Below are 18555 nucleotides of genomic sequence, written 5' to 3'. Positions count from 1 at the left end.
CGCGCCGCGCTGTCCCTCGTGCTGGCATCGCTGCTCCCGAACGCGGCCCAGGCCCAGCCCACCGAAGCCTGGCAGGCCCCCACCCTCTCGATCACCCGCTACGACGAGGACTGGTCCGACCTGGCCGACGCCGAAAAGCGCGATCATCACTGGACCGGCCCGTTCAAGTACGTGCCGCTGGGCGATGACGCCTGGCTCTCCACCGGCATCGAACTGCGCGCCCGCAGCGAGAACTACGAGAACAACCTGTGGGGCAGCGCTCCGGCGCCCGGCGACAGCTACGTCTGGCTGCGCGCCCTGCCTTACGCCGACCTCCACGTCGGCAAGCTGCGCGCCTTCGTCCAGCCGATCGCCTCGGCCTCCATCAGCGTGGCGCCCTCGCCCAGCCCGGTGGACGGCTCCGGCCTCGATCTGCTGCAAGGCTTCGTCGAGGCCGACCTCGGGCCGGTCGCCCTGCGCGGCGGACGGCAGATGCTCTCGCTCGGCACCGAGCGGCTGATCGGCACCCGCTACGGCCCCAATGTTCCGCTCGCCTTCGACGGGTTGCGCGCCGACGTGACGCTGGGCGCGGCCAAAGTCAGCCTGCTGGCGGTAAAGCCGGTGCAGGCCCGCAAGGGCGGCTTCAACGACCGCACTTCCCCCGAAAAGTCGCTGTGGGGCGCCTATGCCGCCATGCCCGGCCTCGACCTCTACTACCTCGGCTACCGCAACGCGGCCGCCCGCTGGGGCACGCGCGAAGGCACCGAAACCCGCCACAGCCTCGGCACGCGCTGGCACGGCAGCCGCAACGACTGGCACTGGAACGTCGAGGGCGTCTACCAGTTCGGCCGCTTCGCAGATGGCCCGATCTCGGCCTGGACGCTGGGCAGCGAACTCGGCCGCGCCTTCCCCGACGCCCCGCTGGCCCCCGACCTGACCGTGCGCCTCAACGTGGTGAGCGGCGACAGCAAGCGGAATGACAACCGCCTCGGCACCTTCAACGCGCTGTTCCCCAAGGGCAAGTACTTCGGCGAACTCTCGCCGGTCGGCCCCTACAACATCGTCAACGCCTATTCCTCGCTCGGCCTGCAACTGGCGCCCGACCTCTCCGCCAGCCTCGCCGCCATGGCCTACTGGCGCTATTCGCGGAAAGACGGGCTCTACGACATCCCCGGCAACCTGATCCGAAACGCGGGAGACAGCCGCGCCAAGTTCGTCGGCAAGGAAGTGGAAGCGACTCTGGCGTGGCAGGCCACGGCGGAACTCGAACTCTCCGCCTCCCTCTCCGCCTTTGCGCCCGGCCCATTCATCGAGCAGACCGGCTCGGGCAAGACCATCCACATGCTCGGGCTGGAGAGCAATTTCCGGTTCTAGAGCCTTCCCGCTTTTCGAGATCATCGAAAGATGGAAGCGAATTTGTTCGGATAACCCGGCCGGGCATGGCCGGGTAGACCGCACGCATCATTTCAGGAGATCGTCATGCCCGCACCCACGCCCACCCCGGCGCCCACCCCGGCGCCCACCCCGGCGCCCACCCCGGCGCCCGCCCCGGCGCCCGCCGCCACCTCGCCCGCAAAATCCACGCTGCTGCCGTGCCTGCTCCTGCTGCTCTCGGCCACCACCGGTCTCGTCGACGCCGCCTCGGTGCTCGGCCTGGGCAAAGTGTTCACCGCGAACATGACCGGCAACGTCGTGTTCCTGGGCTTTGCGGCAGCGGGAACGCCCGGATTCAAGGTGATCCCTTCGGTGCTCGCGCTGATTGCCTTCATGGCGGGCGCATGGGGCGCCGGCCGCCTCGCCCGCGCGCATAAGGAGCGCCCGCTGGGCCGATGGCTCCTATGGGCGGCCGTAGTCGAAGCCGGACTGCTGTGGATCGCAGCGCTGATCGCCCTCGATGTCGACATCGCCGCCCAGGCGCCCAAGGCTGCGGTCATGAGCGTCATCGCCCTCACCGGCTTCGCCATGGGCCTGCGCAACGCCACCGTCCGCTCGCTCAAGGTGCCGGACCTGACCACGACCGTGCTCACGCTCACCATCACCGGCATCGCCGCCGACCAGACTGCCGGGAAGTCGCCGAACTTCCTGCGACGGTTCGGCGCCGTGCTGTCGATCTTCGCGGGCGCCGCCGTGGGCGCGGTGCTGCTGAGGCACGGGGGCCTGGCACTGCCGCTGGCCCTCGCCGGCGCCGTGGTGCTCGGCGCGACGCTGATCTTCCTGCGCGATCCGGCAGCGGCGGCGCCTCACAAGCCCTGAGCGTCGGTCCCACGCCGGCGACAGGAAGAACCACACCAAGGACTAGCTTGTCGCCCGCGCCTTGCCATGCAATGCGCGGGCGATGCGTCAAGATCGAGCTGGGGCTCGCTGCCTTTCCCGCCGTTTCCGGCCTGTTTTCGCGCTCGGTGCAGCGCTGTTCGCCGTGTTGGCGAGCAGCGCCGCGGCGCAGGACGTTCCCGGCTACGGCCATCGCCACTGGTCTCTGGCGGACGGTGCCCCTCCCGACATTCGCGCGATCGCCCGCACGCCGGACGGCTTCCTCTGGCTTGGCTCCGGCGACGGGCTCTACCGGTTTGACGGCCTGCGATTCGAGCGTGTCGATCCCGAGGATTTCGACAACTTCCGCTCCCGCCAGGTCACCGCGCTCGCCGCTGCCAAGGATGGAAGCCTGTGGGTCGGCTATGCCTTCGGCGGCATCGGTCATCTCCAGAACGGCAAGCTGCGCGGCGCCAATCCCGTGAAGAAGCCGCGCGGCCGCATAACCGATATCGCCGCTGCCCCTGACGGCAGCATCTGGGTCTCGGCCTGGAGCGGCTTCGGCTCCCAGCTGCGGCACTTCGTGAGCGGCAAGTGGGACGTCATCGACGTGAACGGCCCGCTCCAGCGCATGTACCTGGCGCGGGACGGAGCCGTGTGGATCGCGTCCTACCCCAACATCCATCGCCTGGCGCCCGGCAGCCGCACCCTGACGACCGTGCCCGGTCCCGTGAATCTGGGCCCCGCCTTTCGCGAGGACCGCGCCGGGCGCCTATGGTTCTACTCGAGCGACGGGCTGCTGCGCCTGACGCCCACATCCTTCACCCATGCAGGGGTGACTTTCGGCCCGATGATGAACGGCAGCGAGGGCATTCGCGAAATGCTGTTCGACGAGGACGACCTGCTGTGGATCTCCGGCGACGGCGCGGGGCTGGAGACGGTCCCCGGCAATGCCCTGAACATGGACCGCGCAAGGACGTATCCCATGCGCATCTCCACCTTGCTGCGAGACCGTGAAGGCATCGTCTGGGGCGGAGCCCCGGACGGCCTGCATCGCTTCGTGCGCACGCCGGTCGTCCGCTACGACGCCATACGCGGCGTGCGTACCGGGATTGCCACCGGCCCCGACGGCTCGCTCTACATCGGCGCGGACGAGGGCCTGTTCCGCATCACCCAGGACAAGGCCGAACTGGTGCTGCGCTCCAGTCTCGTCAACGATGTCTGCTCGGTGCCGGGACAGGGGGCCTACGTCTTCACCACCCAGAACGAATACATGGTGCGCGGCTCCAAGCCCTCGCGCATCATCGGTCCGCGCGAGCAGTTCCACGAAGTGGGCAGCGGCTGCGCCGCCGATACGGAAGGGGGGCTGTGGCAGACCATTGCCGGCGTCGGCATCTACCGGTTGGCGGGAACGCGCTGGATCAAGGACGAGAGCCTGCCGCCGGTCACCAACTTCGTGGCGACTGCGCCGGGCACTTTCGTCGTCAGCCAGCCCTTGCGCGTGGTGGCGCGGATCCGCGACGGCAAGGCGACCCCGATCTGGCCCAAGGAAACGACCGGCGGGACAGCCACCGGCGAAAGCCGTGGCGGCGTCGGCTTCGTGCGCATGCTCAAGCAGATGGACGGCATGACTTGGATAGGCGGCGAAGCGGGCCTCGCCCGCTACGACGGCCGCAAGGTCCAGCAGCTCAGCGCCCGGACCTATCCCTGGCTCGCGGGGGTCATGGGCATCGTGCGGCAGGGCGCCTACTACTGGCTGGTCTCCGCCGGAGGGATCGTGCGGATCGCCGCCGCCGATCTGGACCGCGCCTTCGCCCAACCGGGCATCCTCTTCCCGCTCGCCCGCTTCGGCGAGAACGGCAGCATTCGTGCCCGGACCGAGGCCTATGTCGCAAACGACGCGGCGATCGACAACCAGGGCCGCCTCTGGTTCGTCACGGGCAGCGGCATCGTCCAGATCGACCCCCGGCGCATCGGGCCGTGGCGCCGCGACATGCCGGTCCAGATCACCGGCATCGAAGTCGACGGCAGGACCTATCCGGCTACGGGCGCAAGGCTTCCGGCCGGCACGACACGCGTCGGCCTGTCCTATGTCGGGCTGGGTCTCGCCAGCGCGGAGGGCAATCGATACCGATACCGGCTGGACGGCGTGGACGAGAACTGGGTCGACGCAGGCGAACGCCGCCGCGTGGACTACGCCGGTCTCGGCCCCGGCACGTATCGCTTCCAGGTGACCGCCGCTACGGAAGACGGCCCCTGGGCCAGGCGCGGCGCGGATGTGCGCTTCGTCATCGCGCCCTACTTCTGGCAAACCGCCTGGTTCCGCCTCGCCGTCATCGCCGCCGTCGTGCTGGGCGGGCTCGCGCTGTTCCGCTGGCGGGTGCGCCTGGCCATGCAGGCCGTCCACGACAGGATCGAGGCGCGCGTGGCCGAGCGCGAGCGTATCGCGCGGGACTTGCACGATACCCTGCTGCAGGGCTTCCAGGGGCTGATGCTGCGCTTCCAGACGGTGCTTCACCTGACGCCGCCGGGAAGCCCCGCCCATGTCGCGATCGAGGATGCGCTGGAGCGGGCCGACGATGTCCTCCTCCACGGCCGCGAACGCGTGCGGGGCCTGCGGGAGGACGCCGAGCCCAAGTCCATCGCCGAAGTGCTGCGAAGCTGCGCGGCGCGCGTGGTTGCCGACGCGTTGGAGTGGAGCGTCGATGCCGACGGCGCCGAACAGCTCGTGCGCGCGCCGGTCGCCGAAGAACTGGAACTCGCGGTGGGAGAGGCGCTGGCGAACGTCGTCAAGCATGCCGGTGCGGTACGGGTGCGGGTGGAAGTCCACCACGGCCGCGACCGGCTGGCCCTGCGCATCGTCGATGACGGCACCGGCCTTCCCGAGGAGGTTCGCGCGGCAGGCGGCCGCGAAGGACACTTCGGCCTCACCGGCATGCGCGAGCGCATCGAGCGGCTCGGCGGCACTTTCAGCATCGGCAACGCGGCGGGCGGCGGCACCTCGATCCGCATGACCCTGCCGGCGAAGATCGCCTACCGCTGATCGGGTTCAGAGTTCGATCAATCCGTTGCGGACGGCGATCGCCACCGCATGGGTGCGGTCCATCGCCCCCAGCCGGGCGAAGATCGCCTTCATGTAGCCCTTCACGGTGTCTTCCGAGAGGGAGAGCCGCGCCGCGATCTGCTTGTTGGAATTGCCGGCCGCCGCCAGTTCCAGCACGTCGCTTTCCCGCGCCGTCAGGCGCTTGGCCTCGCGATCGGCGGCACCGAAGACCTGCCGGTCGAAATGCGTGCCGCCGCGATGGATCGAGCGGATCGCGTCCAGCAGTTCGGTGCGCAGGCTGTTCTTGAGCAGATAACCCGAGGCCCCGGCCTTGATCGCCTGGGTCGCCCGCCCATCGCCCGAATAGGTGGTCAGCACCAGAATGCGCGCTTCCGGAAACTCGGCCAGGATACGCGTCATCGCTTCCACGCCGTCGACATTCGGCATCTGCAGGTCGAGCAGCATCACGTCAGGGCGCTGCTCGCGGTAGATGCGCACCGCCGCCTCGCCGTCTTCTCCGGTGCCGACGAGTTCCAGGTCGGGCTGCGTTCCCAGGACGGCCACGATGCCGTCGCGCAGCAGCGGATGATCGTCGATCACGGCGATGCGGATCGGCGGGTCGAGATCGCCGGGAGAGAGCTGCGTTTCCATGGCTGTTCTTTAGGCCGGTGCGGTTCGCCAAGGCAATTCCCCCCGAAAGAGGGGATTGTTCGTTCTGTGCACTTTGGACCATTCGGCGGAGGCCAGAAGGAGGACATCATGGCTCTTGCGACTCGACCCGCTCCCGGAAAAATACTCATCGTCGGCGGCGAAGGAGAAGCACCTTCCACGTTGCTTGCGCTGCTGCGCAGCCAGGGATTCGCGGTCGAGACTTTCGCCTCTGCCTGCGCCCTGCTCGATACCGCCCTGCCGGAAGCGCCCTGCTGCATCGTCGCGGAAGCGAAGATGCCCCAGATCGACGGCCTGGACCTGATCGAGCGACTGGAGCGCCGGGGCGAACCGATCCCGGTCGTCCTCGTCACCGACGAGGCCGATGTTCCCCTCTCCGTCCGCGCGATCAAGGCCGGCGCGGTGGACTTCCTGCCCCGCCCTTACGACGAACGGGACATGCTCGGCGCCGTCGAACATGCGCTGGAGATCGACAGCCGCCGCCGCAAGGTGGCCCGCAACCAGCGCGGCGTGATTCAGCGTTTCGAAATGCTCACGCAGCGCGAGCGGCAGGTGCTGGACGGCGTCGTGCGCGGGCTGATGAACAAGCAGATCGCCTGGGAGCTCGACATCAGCGAAGTCACCGTGAAGCTCCACCGCTCCAGCATGATGCGCAAGATGGACCTTCGCTCCGTCCCGGATCTCGTCCGCGCCTCGCAGATCCTGCCTGCGGAATATGCCCTTTCCTGTGCCGCTTGACTCCCGCTTTTCTAATTCATCGAACGATTGAGGAGGATTTATACGGCTGATCAGGAATGAAGCGGTGGATTAGAGAGGTGGCAACAGCAGGGCGATCGACCGCCCCCTCTTGGAGACCTGACATGATCGAACTTCGTCCCTTCGACAGCCTGGGCGGCGCCAACCACGGCTGGCTCGACGCCAAGCACCACTTCTCCTTCGCCGATTACCGCGATCCCGCCCGTGACCACTGGGGCAACCTGCGGGTCTGGAACGACGATACCATCGCGCCGGGGACCGGCTTTCCGCCCCATCCGCACCGCGACATGGAAATCATCACCTACGTTCGCGAGGGCGCCATCACGCATGAGGACAGCCTCGGCAACAAGGGCCGGACAGAGGCGGGCGACGTCCAGGTCATGAGTGCGGGCACGGGGGTCCGTCACTCGGAGTACAACCTGGAAGACGTGACGACGAAGATCTTCCAGATCTGGATCATCCCCACCCGTAACGGAGATGCGCCGAGCTGGGGCGCCAAGCCCTTTCCCAAGGGCGATCGCTCCGGCCATTTCGTGACGCTCGCCTCGGGCTACGAGAACGACGGCGATGCCCTGCCGATCCGCACCGATGCGCGCATCGTCGCCGCGACGCTGAAGGCCGGCGAAAGCGCGGACTATCCGATCGGCCGCGATCGCAAGGCCTATCTCGTACCGGCCACCGGCGCGATCCTGGTCGACGACGTGCAGGTCAATGCCCGCGATGGCGCCGCCATCAAGGACGTCGATGTGATCCGCGTCACCGCGATCGAGGACAGCGAGATCGTCATGGTGGACGCCGCCTGACATAGCGCCGTGAAACCTTGGCAAGGGAAGGCGAGCCGTGCTCCGCCTTCCCTTGCCACCTTGCACAGCGAGGATCATGCTCATGAATGAAGTCGGATCGGCGTTCGGCGTCTCGGTTGACGTTGCCGCCTGGGATGCCGCCGGGGCGGAAGTGGAACTCTCGTGCGCGGGCGTCTTCTCCAGGGAGGCCGGGTCGGCACCCCTTGCAGGTGGCCTCGCGCATCTCGACGCGGTCCTGAGCGGGCGGCTGACGGAACTGCGTCGCGACGGTGTCTTCACCGGCCGGACGGGCGAATGCCTCCTCGTTCCCACCCCGCCCGGCGGTGTCCACGCCGACGCACTCCTGCTCGTGGGACTGGGCGATCCGGACGGCTGGTCGACGGAGCGACTTCGGCGTGCCATGCGCGCTGCCACCGAAATCGCCCTGGCCACAGGCGCAAAAAGCGCGGCCTTCGCGCCGGGCATGCTCGACAGCGGCATCACCCCGGAGGGCACCACCGGAGCACCCGCCTCCCTGGTGGCGGGGCTGACCGATGCGCTGCGCGCCAGATCCCGGCTGATCGACTTGGGCCTGGCGGAGCCGGCCATGTTGCAGCGCTGGGTGTTCGACGTCGGCGCCGCTCGCCTGTCCGCCGCGACGCAGCAGTTTGGCGATCAGCTTATCCGCCAGGCGGACTGACCCGCTCCACCGGCTGGACCTCGTCGGAACAGCCGTTATGTCGATCCTCGTTCTCACGAAATTTCCGGAAGCAGGCGTCCCATGGAACTCTTCGAACTGGTGGTGGCCATGTTGCTGGCGATCATCGTGCTGCACTTCACGGCCCATAAGCTCGGGCTGCCCCCCGCCGTCGCCTTGCTGACGGGCGGCGCGCTGTTCGCCTTTCTTCCCGGACTGCCGGTCATCGAACTCGATCCCGAACTGGTCCTGGTGATCTTCCTGCCGCCGCTGCTGATGGACGGCGCCTGGTTCATCGCCATCCACAGCCTCAAGCGGCACGTGATCGGCATCGCCTCCCTGGCGGTGGGATCGGTCGTCTTCACCACCGTCGCGGTTGCCGCAGTCGCGCACTGGGCCGTGCCCGGCCTGCCCTGGGCCGCCTGCGCCGCCCTGGGCGCGATCGTCTCCCCGCCGGATGCGGTCTCGGCCCGCGCCATCCTCCAGCGGGTCCACCTGCCCCGGCGACTGTCGATCCTGCTCGAAGGGGAAAGCCTGTTCAACGACGCCAGCGGCCTCGTGCTGTTCCGCTTCGCGATCGCGGCCGGAGCGACCGGCGCGTTCAGCATGGTCGATGCACTCGGGAGCTTCGCCCTGCTTTCCCTGGGCGGCGCCATCGTCGGTGCCGCGATCGGGGCCGGCTGGGTGATGCTCGCGCCCCGGCTCGAGGACAAGTACCTCATGATCGCCTCGTCGCTGCTGGCTCCCTGGGCCTCCTACCTCCTTGCCGAGAGCTTCCACTTGTCCGGCGTCATAGCCACGGTCGCGGCGGGGCTGATCTGCGGCTGGTATCAGCATGTCGTGTTCAGCGCGACGGTGCGGATGAACAGCACGGCCTTCTGGGCGGTCATGATCTTCCTCATGGAAGCTTTCGTGTTCCTCCTCATCGGCTCCTCGCTGCGCGGCGTGATCGAGAGGATCGGCGGCTTCGGCGTGGTGCTCGACGAAATGGCGGTGCCGATCCTCGCGATCCTCGCGGCGCTGACCCTGGCCCGGTTCGCCTGGGTGTTCGGATCGGACGGCGTGATCCGGCTGGTGCGACTGTTCGGCGTGCGGCGCTACGACCCTATCGGCGCCCGTTCGGCCACGGTCCTCGGCTGGGCCGGCATGCGCGGCGTGGTCACGCTGGCGGTGGCGCTGAGCGTGCCCGAAGGTTTTCCGGGACGCGACTTCATCCTGGTCGCCGCCTTCGCCGTCATCATCGGCACCGTGCTGATCCAGGGCACGACCCTGGGGGCCGTCATCAGGCTGGCCAACCTGGAAGCGCCGAAGAACGAACCAAGGCACCTCAGCATGAGCGAAGCCGAAGCCGCGATGGCGCAGGCGCAGCTAGCGGTCGTCGAAAGCCACGCCCACGATGCCGATGGCGCCGTGATCCACCCGAGGCTGCTGGACCGCTACCGGCACCAGGCGGCTCTGTCTCTCGACTACGCCGGCCAGGAAGAGGTCCATGCGGGAACCCTCCACGCCCACTTCGACCTCATCCTGAAAGCGGTGGCGGCAGGCCGCGCAGAGCTTCTGCGCCTCCACCGCAACGGCGAGATCGACGAGGAAACCTTGCAGGAACTGGAACACGACCTGGACCTGGAGGAAATGAGCGCCCTCGCCGCCAAGGCCTAGGGCGTAAACTCAGAGCGTCCGGCGCTCGGAAGCCGCCAGGCGCTTGCCGGTGACGAGCGTCTGGATGACGAACAGCGCCATGAGGATCGCTCCCACCGAGCCGACGAACACGTCGAAGCCGGAGATCGCTCCGAACAGTCCGGTTCCGGTGCCCAGCACCATCATCATCGCGGTCAGGCCGATCAGCATGAAGCGCAGTTCGGTGGGTCCGGCCTGGAGATAGGAGAGCTTGAATTCGCCGAGGACGCGGGCGGCCAGATAGGCGTGGATCGACAGCAGCAGGTATCCCACGAGCGCGATCATCGCCACGTCCATGGTCACGTAGGGCGTGGTGCCGATCCCCCAGACGATCAGCGCCGTCGTCAAACCGTCACAGCTGTGGTCTATGAAATAGCCATAGGACGGCCGCTCGATCTTGCGAAAGCGGGCAAGGCTGCCGTCCATCGAATCGCCGAACCACTGCACGACGTACCCTGCCATTGCCAGCCACAGCCAATCCGCCGAAAGGTTGCTGGCCGCGTAGCCGCCGAAGGTCATGAAGGCGCCGACCAGTCCCAGCGCCGTCAGCAGGTCGGGCGTCACCCAGCGCGGCATGCGGGCGCAAAGCCATTGCAGGAGCTGCCGCTCCCGCCGCGCCAGCAGGTTTTCCTGGATGCGGGTGGGCGGGGCGGGGTGGGCTTGGGTCTTGGCGTTCATGCAGGTCGTCTCGAATATCGGAGGCCGGAATCGCTGGCGGTTGATGGCATGTCGAACACGACAGGCCAAAGCCAGCCGCTTCCCGCGCGCACTGTCCTTGAGAAAGGGGCCCGCGAGAGGGGAATCGAAAAGGTAGCAGAGAGTTCCATCCATAGCTCCTGATTGCGGGAGCCCGGCGGTCTCTCAGTCCCCGACATGCAAAATCCAGCCGGTGATCGGGGCCTCATAGCCGAGGATGCGCCGATTGGCCAGTTGCGGGTCGTGCGGTCGCCTCGCCCTGCCCTCGGCTCGGCGCCAACAAGCTGTTTTCGTTGGCCCTGCCGCGACTAGAGCCGTGCGAACAGCGGGATCGGAGAGAACATCAGCGAGACCAGGCCGCCCAGGCTCAGCGCCACCAGGATGGCCCCGGTCAGTTCCATCAGGCGGCGCGGAGAAATGCGCCGCGTCACGAAGGCACCGCAGGGCGCCGCAACGATACCGCCGATCAGCAGCCCGGAAGCGGCGATCGTGAAGGAGTGGAAGCCCAGCCGCCCGATGAAGGCCGTCAGAACCGTGACCGAGACGAAGAACTCCGCGGCGTTGGCGGTGCCGATCGCCATGCGCGGCGTCATGCCCTGCGCCATGAGATTGCCGGTCACCATCGGCCCCCAGCCCCCGCCCGAGGCATCCAGGAAACCCGCAAACAGGCCGAGCGGCCCCACGAGCTTCATGCGGCGATAGGACTGCGGCCGTCGCGGGCCGCGCCAGATGAGATAGAGGCCGACGGCCGCCAGATAGGCCAGCACCGCCGGCCGCAGGATCGCCATGCTGACGCTCGTGAGCACCCAGACGCCCAGCAGTCCGCCGAGAATGCCGGGCAGAACCAGGCGGCCGAACAGCGGCCAGTCGACGTTGCGCTGCAAGGCATGGGCCAGTCCCGAGGCGCCGCTGGTGAAGCCCTCCACCCGGTGCGTCACCGCAGAAGCCGCGCCCGGCGGCAGGCCGAGCAGCACGAGCAGCGAATTGGCGAGGACCCCGAAGCCCATGCCGAGGCCGCTGTCGACCAGTTGCGCCAGGAACCCGGCGACGATGAAAGGAGCCAGGTCGCTCCACGGGATCATGTCGAGCGACAGAACGGATGCATCGATCATCCGACGATCTTCCTGCGCAGGGACGATGCCGACCGGCCGATGCGTCCGGCCGGCGCCGTCATCATGAACAGCAGCGGGAAGCACAGGGCCATCACCGAAAGCACCGCGCTGGGCACCACGGCCGCACCCGCCAGCCACGGCAGAACCGCCGCCCAGATCGCCGCGACCAGCACGGTCATCAACGTCCTTTCCTGTTCATGGTCGTTGAGAGCGGAGAGATCCGCATCCACCCGGCCGTCGAACAGGGTTCGCAGACCGAGACCGACGCGGCTCTTGCGATCCGACAGCGCGGGCGGCAGGGTGGCGTGGGCCAGGCAGCTCAGCCCCGCCCCGACCATGCGGACCCCCACGGCACTGGCGAAGCGGCGATATTCCGGATTGCGATCGCTGAGGGCCCGCAGGCCCGCCCGGCCGCCGAAGGCAAGGTCGGCCAGGGCATTGCTCTCGGCCGCCGGCGCAACGACCGGCGCCGCTTCCACCTGGGTCGAGACCACCCATTCGAGGATTGCGGAAGGCACGTCGTATCCCGTGGCCCGTTCCAGCCCCTGGAAGCCCGGCGCCGAGTTCGCCTCGCAGATGCGGTAGCCTTCCTCGTCGAAGAGAATGTCGATGCCGGTCACGTCCAGTTCCAGCACATCGGCCGCCTGCACAGCCAGTTCCGCCATTTCCGGCGGCGGATTGTAGGCGATGCCCACGCCGCCCAGCGAGACGTTGGACTTGAACCCGCCCGTCAGCGAGCGCCGCTCCATCGCCGCGATCACTCGCCCGCCCACGACCAGCACCCGCACGTCGCGGCCGTGGCTGGCGCGAACGTAGTGCTGGAGGATGAAATCCGCCTGGGCATCGGCGCTTTCCAGCAGACCGGCCAGATCCTCGAACTGGCTGCGATCCTCGCACTTGAGGACCCCTGCTCCCCGCGTTCCCTTGAGCGTCTTGACGATGACCGGGAAGCCCAGTTCACGCTCGACCAGATCCACGTCCATGGGGAATGTGCCCAGGATCGTGCGCGGGATCGGCAAGCCGGCGCGGTTGAGGCTCTGCAGGGTGTGCAGCTTGTCGGCGACCTGCTCGATCGTCGCCGGGCCGTTGACCAGCCGCACCCCGCGCCGTTCGAGATGCCGCAGCAGGGCAAGCGTGAAGTAGTCCGTCTCCGCCCCGGTACGGCAGATCACGAAGTCCGGTCGCTCCACCAGGCGGCCCTGGTAGGTGGTGCTCCAGTCTTCCTCGGCGCCGACCACGAGGTCGAACTTGTGCGGATGGAGCACCAGCAGCTCGATCCCCATGGCGGTGGCAGCCTCCTGAAAACGAAGGACCTCCGGCACTTCCGAGTTCGCGGGATCGAGTTCCCGATGAAACAGTATCCAGCCACGCAAGGCTTCATTTCCCCCGGGAAAGACGGCGGCCGGCAGTTTCACCGTACCGCAAGCGGCATGTCAACTTGTTAGAAACAAAGCACATTGGCAGGTCACCTCAAGGGGAGCGCCTTGGTGCCACGCAAAGGAACGTCCGCCAACGATCTTTGGTTGCCTGTCATAGACCCAATGGAAACCGGTCGTCGTCCCGGACTCGATGCCGGACGACGTCAACTTTCCGGTTCCCTCGTCCGCGCAGGGCTTTATGCACGCTAGCGACGGGCGCGGGAAACGGCGCCCAAAGGAGAGCAACATGATCCGCCACTTGCCCTGGCTCCTCACCGGTCTCGTCGGCGCGATTTCGCTGACGGTGGTCGCGGTCTCGCGCGGGGAAGCCGTGAACGCGCTGTGGATCGTGGTGGCCGCCGTCTGCTGCTTCCTCGTCGCCTATCGCTACTACGCCCTGTTCATCGCTCGCCATGTGATGAAGCTGGACCCGTCGCGGCCGACGCCCGCCCTTCGCCGTGCCGACGGGCTGGACTATGTGGCGACCGACCGCACCGTGCTGTTCGGCCACCACTTCGCCGCGATCGCCGGCGCCGGGCCGCTGGTAGGCCCGGTGCTCGCCGCGCAGATGGGCTACCTTCCCGGCACGCTGTGGATCATCGGCGGCGTCGTGCTGGCCGGCGCGGTGCAGGACTTCATGGTCCTGTTCATCTCGATGCGGCGCGACGGGCGCTCGCTGGGCGAACTGATCCGCATGGAGATGGGCCAGGCGGCCGGGACGATAGCGCTGTTCGGGGCGTTCATGATCATGGTCATCATCCTGGCCGTGCTCGCGCTCATCGTGGTCAAGGCACTGGCCGAGAGCCCCTGGGGCATGTTCACCGTGGCGGCCACGGTTCCGCTGGCCATGTTCATGGGCGCCTATACCCGCTGGATCAGGCCGGGGCGGATCGGTGAAGTCTCCTTCCTCGGCCTGGTCGGCCTGCTGGCCGCCATCGTCTACGGTCAGGCCGTGGCGCAGTCGCCGGTATGGGGACCGCTGTTCACGTTCACCCCGCTGCAACTCTGCTGGATCCTGATCGGATACGGCGCGGTCGCCTCGGTCCTGCCGGTCTGGCTGCTGCTGGCCCCGCGCGACTACCTTTCGACCTTCCTCAAGATCGGCGCCATCGCCGCCCTGGCCATCGGCATCGTCATCATGGCGCCGCCGCTCAGGATGCCCGCGCTGACGAGCTTTGTCGGCGGCGGCGGACCGGTCTTTTCGGGCGGGCTGTTCCCCTTCCTGTTCATCACCATTGCCTGCGGAGCCGTATCAGGCTTCCATGCCCTGATCGCCAGCGGCACCACCCCCAAGCTCATAGCCAGCGAAACCGATGCGCCCCTGATCGGCTACGGCGCCATGCTCATGGAAGCCTTCGTGGCGATCATGGCGCTGGTGGGCGCGGCGATCCTCGATCCGGGCATCTACTTCACGATGAACAGCCCCGCCGCCCTGATCGGCACCGACGCCGCCAGCGCCGCCCAGGCCGTGACGGCGATGGGCTTCGCCATCTCGCCCGAGACCATCACGCAGACTGCGCGAGACGTGGGCGAGCACACGATCATTTCCCGCGCCGGCGGTGCACCGACCCTGGCCGTGGCGATGGCGGAAATCTTCTCCCATGTCGTCGGCGGCCCGGCAATGAAGGCATTCTGGTATCACTTCGCGATCCTGTTCGAGGCACTGTTCATCCTCACCGCCGTCGATGCCGGCACCCGTGCGGGCCGCTTCATGTTGCAGGACCTCATGGCGCTGGCGATGCCGCGCCTGAGCGAAAGCCAGAGTCAGATCCCCGGCTTCGTCGCCACCGCGCTCTGCGTCGCCGCCTGGGGATTCTTCCTCCATCAAGGCGTCACCGATCCGCTCGGCGGCGTGAACACGCTCTGGCCGGTGTTCGGCATCTCCAACCAGATGCTGGCCGCGATTGCGCTGATGCTGGCGACCGCCGTGCTGTTCCGCATGAAGCGCGACCGCCATGCCTGGGTCACGCTGCTGCCGACCGCCTGGCTGTTGGTCTGCACGATCTCCGCAGGATGGCTGAAGCTGTTCTCATCCGATCCCGCCGTGGGCTTCCTGGCGCATGGCGCCAAGTTCTCCGGCGCGCTGGAAAGAGGCGAACTGCTCGCCCCGGCCAAGTCGATGGAACAGATGGAGCGCATCGTCTTCAACGACCGGGTCGATGCTGTACTGGTGGCTGTGTTCCTGGCCGTGGTGCTCTCGCTGATGGTCTTCACCTGGCGCACCTGCATGGCCTCGCGCCGCAGCGCCGTGCCGACCGTCCATGAAATCCCGGCGGCGGCATGAACATGGTCCAGACCTTGCGCCGCATGGCCCGGCTGATGGTCGGGGTGCCGGATTACGATGACTACGTCCGTCACATGACGGCGCACCATCCCGAGCGTCCGATCATGGATCGGCGGGCCTTCTTCCGCGACCGGCAGGAGGCGCGGTATGGCGGGAAAAACGGCGGGCGGTGCTGCTGATTCCTCGATCTCGGCCGACGCGGGAAAAAGATCGTCGGGTCAAAAACGCGAACTGAATGCCAGCACGCACTTCAGTGCCGGCGAATCACCAGTTTGGTCTCGCCGCAAAGGCTGCATGCGTCCTTGCTGCGCACGAAACCATTGGTGCCTACCAGTTCGCGGGTCTGAAAGTCGGCATGGTGCAGTACGCTGAGGCCCAGCCTTTGCGTGATGCAGTCGTCGCAGACCGGCTCCGGCGCGAGCCGGGCGACGAGCTTCTCTATGTCTTGCAGGATAGTCATGTGCATTGCCCTCGCTCCGAGCCCTGCCAGCTTGGCGCGCCCACGGCAATGGCAATTACGATAGCCGGAGTTTCGCTCCGGTAAACTTGGCGGGCGGCTATCGGAAGGGAATGGGCTCTCACTCTCGAACAGCCGAGATATCCGGTTGTGCGGATTGAATGTTAGCGCTATCTTTTCTCGATAACGTCACAGCGACCGGGAGATGAATGTGTCGAGGCGAATTTACGCAGCCCTTGGGGCAACCGCTTTGTGCGGCCTTATGGCAGCCTGCAACGGCACCGGCGGGGCGCCCGAACCCACCGCTTCCGCCGATTCCACGCAGGCGGCTGCGGACAAGAAATACCTGTCGCAGCCGCTGGTGAGCGAGATCTACACCGCCGATCCCTCCGCCCATGTCTGGAACGGCAAGATCTACATCTACCCCAGCCACGACATCGACGGCCCCACGCCCGAGGATGACCTCGGCAGTCACTTCGAGATGCGCGACTACCGTGTCCTGTCGATGGACGATGTCGGCGGCAAGGTCACCATCGGCCCTGTCGCGCTGGACGTGAAGCAGGTGCCCTGGGCCTCGAAGCAGATGTGGGCGCCGGACGCCGCCTTCAAGAACGGCACCTATTACCTCTACTTCCCCGCCAAGGACAAAGAGGGCGCCTTCCGCATCGGCGTGGCCACCTCGAAGGATCCGATGGGTCCGTTCAAGCCGCAGCCGCAGCCGATCAAGGGCAGCTACTCGATCGACCCGGCCGTCTTCACCGACGACGACGGCCAGAGCTACATGTACTTCGGCGGCATCTGGGGCGGTCAACTCCAGCGCAACGTGAACGGCAAGTACGATCCCGAGGGCTCGAAGACCGACCTTCAGGCCGACGACAAGCCGGCCCTGCTCCCCCGCGTCGCGCGCATGAGCGGCGACATGCTGGAATTCGCCGAGACCCCGCGCGAAGTGAAGATCGTTGACGACAAGGGCAAGCTCCTGCTCGGCGGGGACCACGACCGCCGCTTCTTCGAAGCCGCCTGGATGCACAAGTACAAGGGCAAGTACTACTTCAGCTACTCCACGGGTGACACGCATTACCTCGCCTACGGCATCGGCGATTCCCCCTATGGCCCCTTCACGTACAAGGGCCGCATCCTGGAGCCGGTGGAAGGCTGGACCACGCACCATTCGATCGTCGAAAAGGACGGCAAGTGGTGGCTGTTCTATGCCGACAGCCAGCTCTCCGGCCAGACGCGTCTGCGCAACGTGAAGGTCACGCAGCTGCACTACAACGAGGACGGCACGATCAAGACGATCGATCCCTTCGTCCGCTGAACGAAGCATGGCGGACACGAGCCTCGTGTCCGCCATGCCAGGCTCTTACCGGAGCCGGGCGTCGTCCCGGACCTGATCCGGGACTGCTGGCAATGACCAGCCCATGTCTCGAAACGGACCCCCTAGCGCAACAATTCCAGCGGCACCGCCTCCCCCATGGCCTTGTACCCGGCCGGATTGGGATGGATCGCATCGCCCACGTCGAACGCCGGATTGAGCCGATCAGGCCGTGCAGGATCGCGCATGACCTTGTCGAAGTCGATCACGGCATCGAAATGGCCGGGCTTGCGGATCCAGGCATTGATCGCCTGACGATCCGCCTCGTTCAGGGCATCCGGGTGATAGTATGCCATGCCCATGAACGGCAGCAGGGTAGCCCCGTAGACCTTGATCCCCTTCGCCCGTGCTCGGGCGACGATCTGGGCGTAGGCGCCGGTGACCTGCTCCACCATGGCGGCATGTTCTGCGGGACTGACCGGCTGGTCGCGCGTGAGCACGCCGAGGTCGTTGATGCCTTCCAGCAGGATCAGGTGCGTGACGCCGGGGAGCGCCAGCACATCGCGGTCCAGCCGTGACATGGCGTTGGGGCCAAGCCCGTCCAGCAGCACGCGGTTCCCGCCGATTCCCTGGTTGATCACGGCCCGCTTGCCGCCCAGACGCCGTGCCAGCACGTCGGTCCAGCGGTCGTTGCCGTTGGTGGTGGCGCCGTGTCCGTCGGTGATGGAATCGCCGAGCGCGACCACGGCGCCCGTTCGGCAGGCACTCGCCTCGATGCCGGAGAGCAGGAACCAGTGGTTCACCTCGCGCGCGCCCGGCAGGTCCGCATCTGCGAGGTGGTTACCGGGAAGCCAGTACGATGTCGCCCGTGATCCCGGATGCGAGGTCTGGCGCGGAGGCACCGCCCGAACATGGATCGAGACGGCCAGGTCCTCGAAAGCCCTGATGGGACTGTCCACCGGGTCGGAAAGCCATTCGGCGCCGGGCGGAATCACGACATGCATCTTGCCGGAGAAGCGGAGCGGCGTCAGCGATTTCTCATCGATAGCCGCCTTGTCCGTCTGCAAGGCCCGCTCCACGCTTGCTCCCTCGATCACCAGGGGGGTGTCACCGAACGCATTGGACAAGCGCACGCGCAGCCCGCTGCCGCCGATCGAGGGGCGAACGATCTGCCGCAAGGTGACATCCCGCAAGGCCTCGGCGGGAAGCGCGTTGTCGGCGCCCGGCACCATTTGCGATGATCCCCAGGCGGCGATCCAGGGGCATGCCGCCGCCAGGGCGGGCGTCGCCGCTCCCGTCGTCAGAAGTGCGGCGGTGAGGGCGAAGGGACGAAGTTTCGGCAGCATTGCGGATCCTCAAAAAGAAACGAGCCGGCGCCCGTGGGTCGCCGGCTCGGAGTTTTCAGGGAGGAGGAGTTCCC

At 67.2% G+C, this 18555-nt stretch carries 16 protein-coding genes; 10 read left to right on the top strand and 6 right to left on the bottom strand.

Annotated features, from left to right (window positions below):
- Positions 1-9 precede the first annotated feature (9 nt).
- The 3 genes from L284_RS45420 (at position 10) to L284_RS45410 (ending at position 5272) form a co-directional block, all read left to right on the top strand.
- Complete coding sequence (locus L284_RS45420; RefSeq protein WP_031343211.1) at positions 10-1353, top strand: alginate export family protein; 1344 nt, start codon at positions 10-12, stop codon at positions 1351-1353.
- 105 nt (positions 1354-1458) lie between these two features.
- On the top strand, positions 1459-2232 hold the full coding sequence (locus L284_RS45415) for a YoaK family protein (RefSeq protein WP_021236079.1): 774 nt from the start codon (positions 1459-1461) through the stop codon (positions 2230-2232).
- 82 nt (positions 2233-2314) lie between these two features.
- On the top strand, positions 2315-5272 hold the full coding sequence (locus tag L284_RS45410) for a sensor histidine kinase (RefSeq protein ID WP_152524779.1): 2958 nt from the start codon (positions 2315-2317) through the stop codon (positions 5270-5272).
- 6 nt (positions 5273-5278) lie between these two features.
- On the opposite strand, the gene L284_RS45405 is transcribed toward L284_RS45410, so the two are convergent.
- Complete coding sequence (locus L284_RS45405) at positions 5279-5923, bottom strand: response regulator transcription factor (RefSeq protein ID WP_021236077.1); 645 nt, start codon at positions 5921-5923, stop codon at positions 5279-5281.
- Positions 5924-6031: 108 nt separating this feature from the next.
- Between L284_RS45405 and L284_RS45400 the strand changes: the two genes are divergently transcribed.
- The 4 genes from L284_RS45400 to L284_RS45385 all read left to right on the top strand — a co-directional run bounded on the left by L284_RS45400 (position 6032) and on the right by L284_RS45385 (position 9835).
- Complete coding sequence (locus L284_RS45400; protein WP_031343208.1) at positions 6032-6679, top strand: response regulator transcription factor; 648 nt, start codon at positions 6032-6034, stop codon at positions 6677-6679.
- Positions 6680-6801: 122 nt separating this feature from the next.
- The gene (locus tag L284_RS45395) at positions 6802-7500 is read left to right on the top strand and encodes a pirin family protein (RefSeq protein ID WP_021236075.1); all 699 of its coding nucleotides are present in this window, start codon (positions 6802-6804) and stop codon (positions 7498-7500) included.
- A gap of 82 nt (positions 7501-7582) precedes the next feature.
- Positions 7583-8179 (top strand): M17 family peptidase N-terminal domain-containing protein, encoded by a 597-nt coding sequence (locus tag L284_RS45390; protein ID WP_160172157.1) that lies wholly within the window; start codon positions 7583-7585, stop codon positions 8177-8179.
- Between the two features lie 81 nt (positions 8180-8260).
- Positions 8261-9835: a Na+/H+ antiporter gene (locus tag L284_RS45385; protein WP_021236073.1), complete on the top strand. Its 1575-nt coding sequence runs from the start codon at positions 8261-8263 to the stop codon at positions 9833-9835.
- 9 nt (positions 9836-9844) lie between these two features.
- Here the strand turns inward: L284_RS45385 and L284_RS45380 are convergent, their stop codons facing one another.
- From L284_RS45380 to L284_RS45370, 3 genes are all read right to left on the bottom strand, one after another.
- The gene (locus tag L284_RS45380) at positions 9845-10531 is read right to left on the bottom strand and encodes a CDP-alcohol phosphatidyltransferase family protein (RefSeq protein WP_021236072.1); all 687 of its coding nucleotides are present in this window, start codon (positions 10529-10531) and stop codon (positions 9845-9847) included.
- A gap of 326 nt (positions 10532-10857) precedes the next feature.
- Positions 10858-11661, bottom strand: a complete 804-nt coding sequence (locus L284_RS45375) for a sulfite exporter TauE/SafE family protein (protein WP_021236071.1) — start codon at positions 11659-11661, stop codon at positions 10858-10860.
- Complete coding sequence (locus L284_RS45370; RefSeq protein ID WP_031343205.1) at positions 11658-13034, bottom strand: ATP-grasp domain-containing protein; 1377 nt, start codon at positions 13032-13034, stop codon at positions 11658-11660. Before L284_RS45370 ends, L284_RS45375 begins: the two co-directional genes overlap by 4 nt.
- Before the next feature lie 292 nt (positions 13035-13326).
- Here L284_RS45370 and L284_RS45365 point away from each other — a divergent pair, with 292 nt between their 5' ends.
- Positions 13327-15363, top strand: coding sequence for a carbon starvation CstA family protein (locus L284_RS45365; RefSeq protein ID WP_031343204.1), 2037 nt, complete (start codon positions 13327-13329; stop codon positions 15361-15363).
- On the top strand, positions 15360-15542 hold the full coding sequence (locus L284_RS47760) for a YbdD/YjiX family protein (RefSeq protein WP_021236068.1): 183 nt from the start codon (positions 15360-15362) through the stop codon (positions 15540-15542). Before L284_RS45365 ends, L284_RS47760 begins: the two co-directional genes overlap by 4 nt.
- Before the next feature lie 71 nt (positions 15543-15613).
- Here L284_RS47760 and L284_RS45360 read toward each other — a convergent pair whose 3' ends face one another.
- Complete coding sequence (locus L284_RS45360) at positions 15614-15823, bottom strand: hypothetical protein (protein WP_021236067.1); 210 nt, start codon at positions 15821-15823, stop codon at positions 15614-15616.
- 259 nt (positions 15824-16082) lie between these two features.
- Here L284_RS45360 and L284_RS45355 point away from each other — a divergent pair, with 259 nt between their 5' ends.
- The gene (locus L284_RS45355; protein ID WP_021236066.1) at positions 16083-17138 is read left to right on the top strand and encodes a glycoside hydrolase family 43 protein; all 1056 of its coding nucleotides are present in this window, start codon (positions 16083-16085) and stop codon (positions 17136-17138) included.
- A 122-nt stretch (positions 17139-17260) separates the two neighbouring features.
- Here L284_RS45355 and L284_RS45350 read toward each other — a convergent pair whose 3' ends face one another.
- The gene (locus L284_RS45350; RefSeq protein WP_021236065.1) at positions 17261-18481 is read right to left on the bottom strand and encodes an SGNH/GDSL hydrolase family protein; all 1221 of its coding nucleotides are present in this window, start codon (positions 18479-18481) and stop codon (positions 17261-17263) included.
- Between the last annotated feature and the right edge of the window lie 74 nt (positions 18482-18555).

The organism is Novosphingobium lindaniclasticum LE124 (assembly GCF_000445125.1).
GTDB classification, from domain to species: Bacteria; Pseudomonadota; Alphaproteobacteria; order Sphingomonadales; family Sphingomonadaceae; genus Novosphingobium; species Novosphingobium lindaniclasticum.
The sequence above is the reverse complement of the archived record's forward strand: the minus strand, read 5'-3'. Positions and strand labels throughout refer to the sequence as shown.

What these genes read in the sequence shown, in the direction of transcription:
- L284_RS45415 (WP_021236079.1), top strand. Translation starts at nt 1,459, where the DNA reads ATGCCCGCACCCACGCCCACCCCGGCGCCCACCCCGGCGCCCACCCCG.
- L284_RS45410 (WP_152524779.1), top strand. Translation starts at nt 2,315, where the DNA reads ATGCGTCAAGATCGAGCTGGGGCTCGCTGCCTTTCCCGCCGTTTCCGG.
- L284_RS45405 (WP_021236077.1), bottom strand. Translation starts at nt 5,923, where the DNA reads ATGGAAACGCAGCTCTCTCCCGGCGATCTCGACCCGCCGATCCGCATC.
- L284_RS45400 (WP_031343208.1), top strand. Translation starts at nt 6,032, where the DNA reads ATGGCTCTTGCGACTCGACCCGCTCCCGGAAAAATACTCATCGTCGGC.
- L284_RS45395 (WP_021236075.1), top strand. Translation starts at nt 6,802, where the DNA reads ATGATCGAACTTCGTCCCTTCGACAGCCTGGGCGGCGCCAACCACGGC.
- L284_RS45390 (WP_160172157.1), top strand. Translation starts at nt 7,583, where the DNA reads ATGAATGAAGTCGGATCGGCGTTCGGCGTCTCGGTTGACGTTGCCGCC.
- L284_RS45385 (WP_021236073.1), top strand. Translation starts at nt 8,261, where the DNA reads ATGGAACTCTTCGAACTGGTGGTGGCCATGTTGCTGGCGATCATCGTG.
- L284_RS45380 (WP_021236072.1), bottom strand. Translation starts at nt 10,531, where the DNA reads ATGAACGCCAAGACCCAAGCCCACCCCGCCCCGCCCACCCGCATCCAG.
- L284_RS45375 (WP_021236071.1), bottom strand. Translation starts at nt 11,661, where the DNA reads ATGATCGATGCATCCGTTCTGTCGCTCGACATGATCCCGTGGAGCGAC.
- L284_RS45365 (WP_031343204.1), top strand. Translation starts at nt 13,327, where the DNA reads ATGATCCGCCACTTGCCCTGGCTCCTCACCGGTCTCGTCGGCGCGATT.
- L284_RS47760 (WP_021236068.1), top strand. Translation starts at nt 15,360, where the DNA reads ATGAACATGGTCCAGACCTTGCGCCGCATGGCCCGGCTGATGGTCGGG.
- L284_RS45360 (WP_021236067.1), bottom strand. Translation starts at nt 15,823, where the DNA reads ATGACTATCCTGCAAGACATAGAGAAGCTCGTCGCCCGGCTCGCGCCG.
- L284_RS45355 (WP_021236066.1), top strand. Translation starts at nt 16,083, where the DNA reads ATGGCAGCCTGCAACGGCACCGGCGGGGCGCCCGAACCCACCGCTTCC.
- L284_RS45350 (WP_021236065.1), bottom strand. Translation starts at nt 18,481, where the DNA reads ATGCTGCCGAAACTTCGTCCCTTCGCCCTCACCGCCGCACTTCTGACG.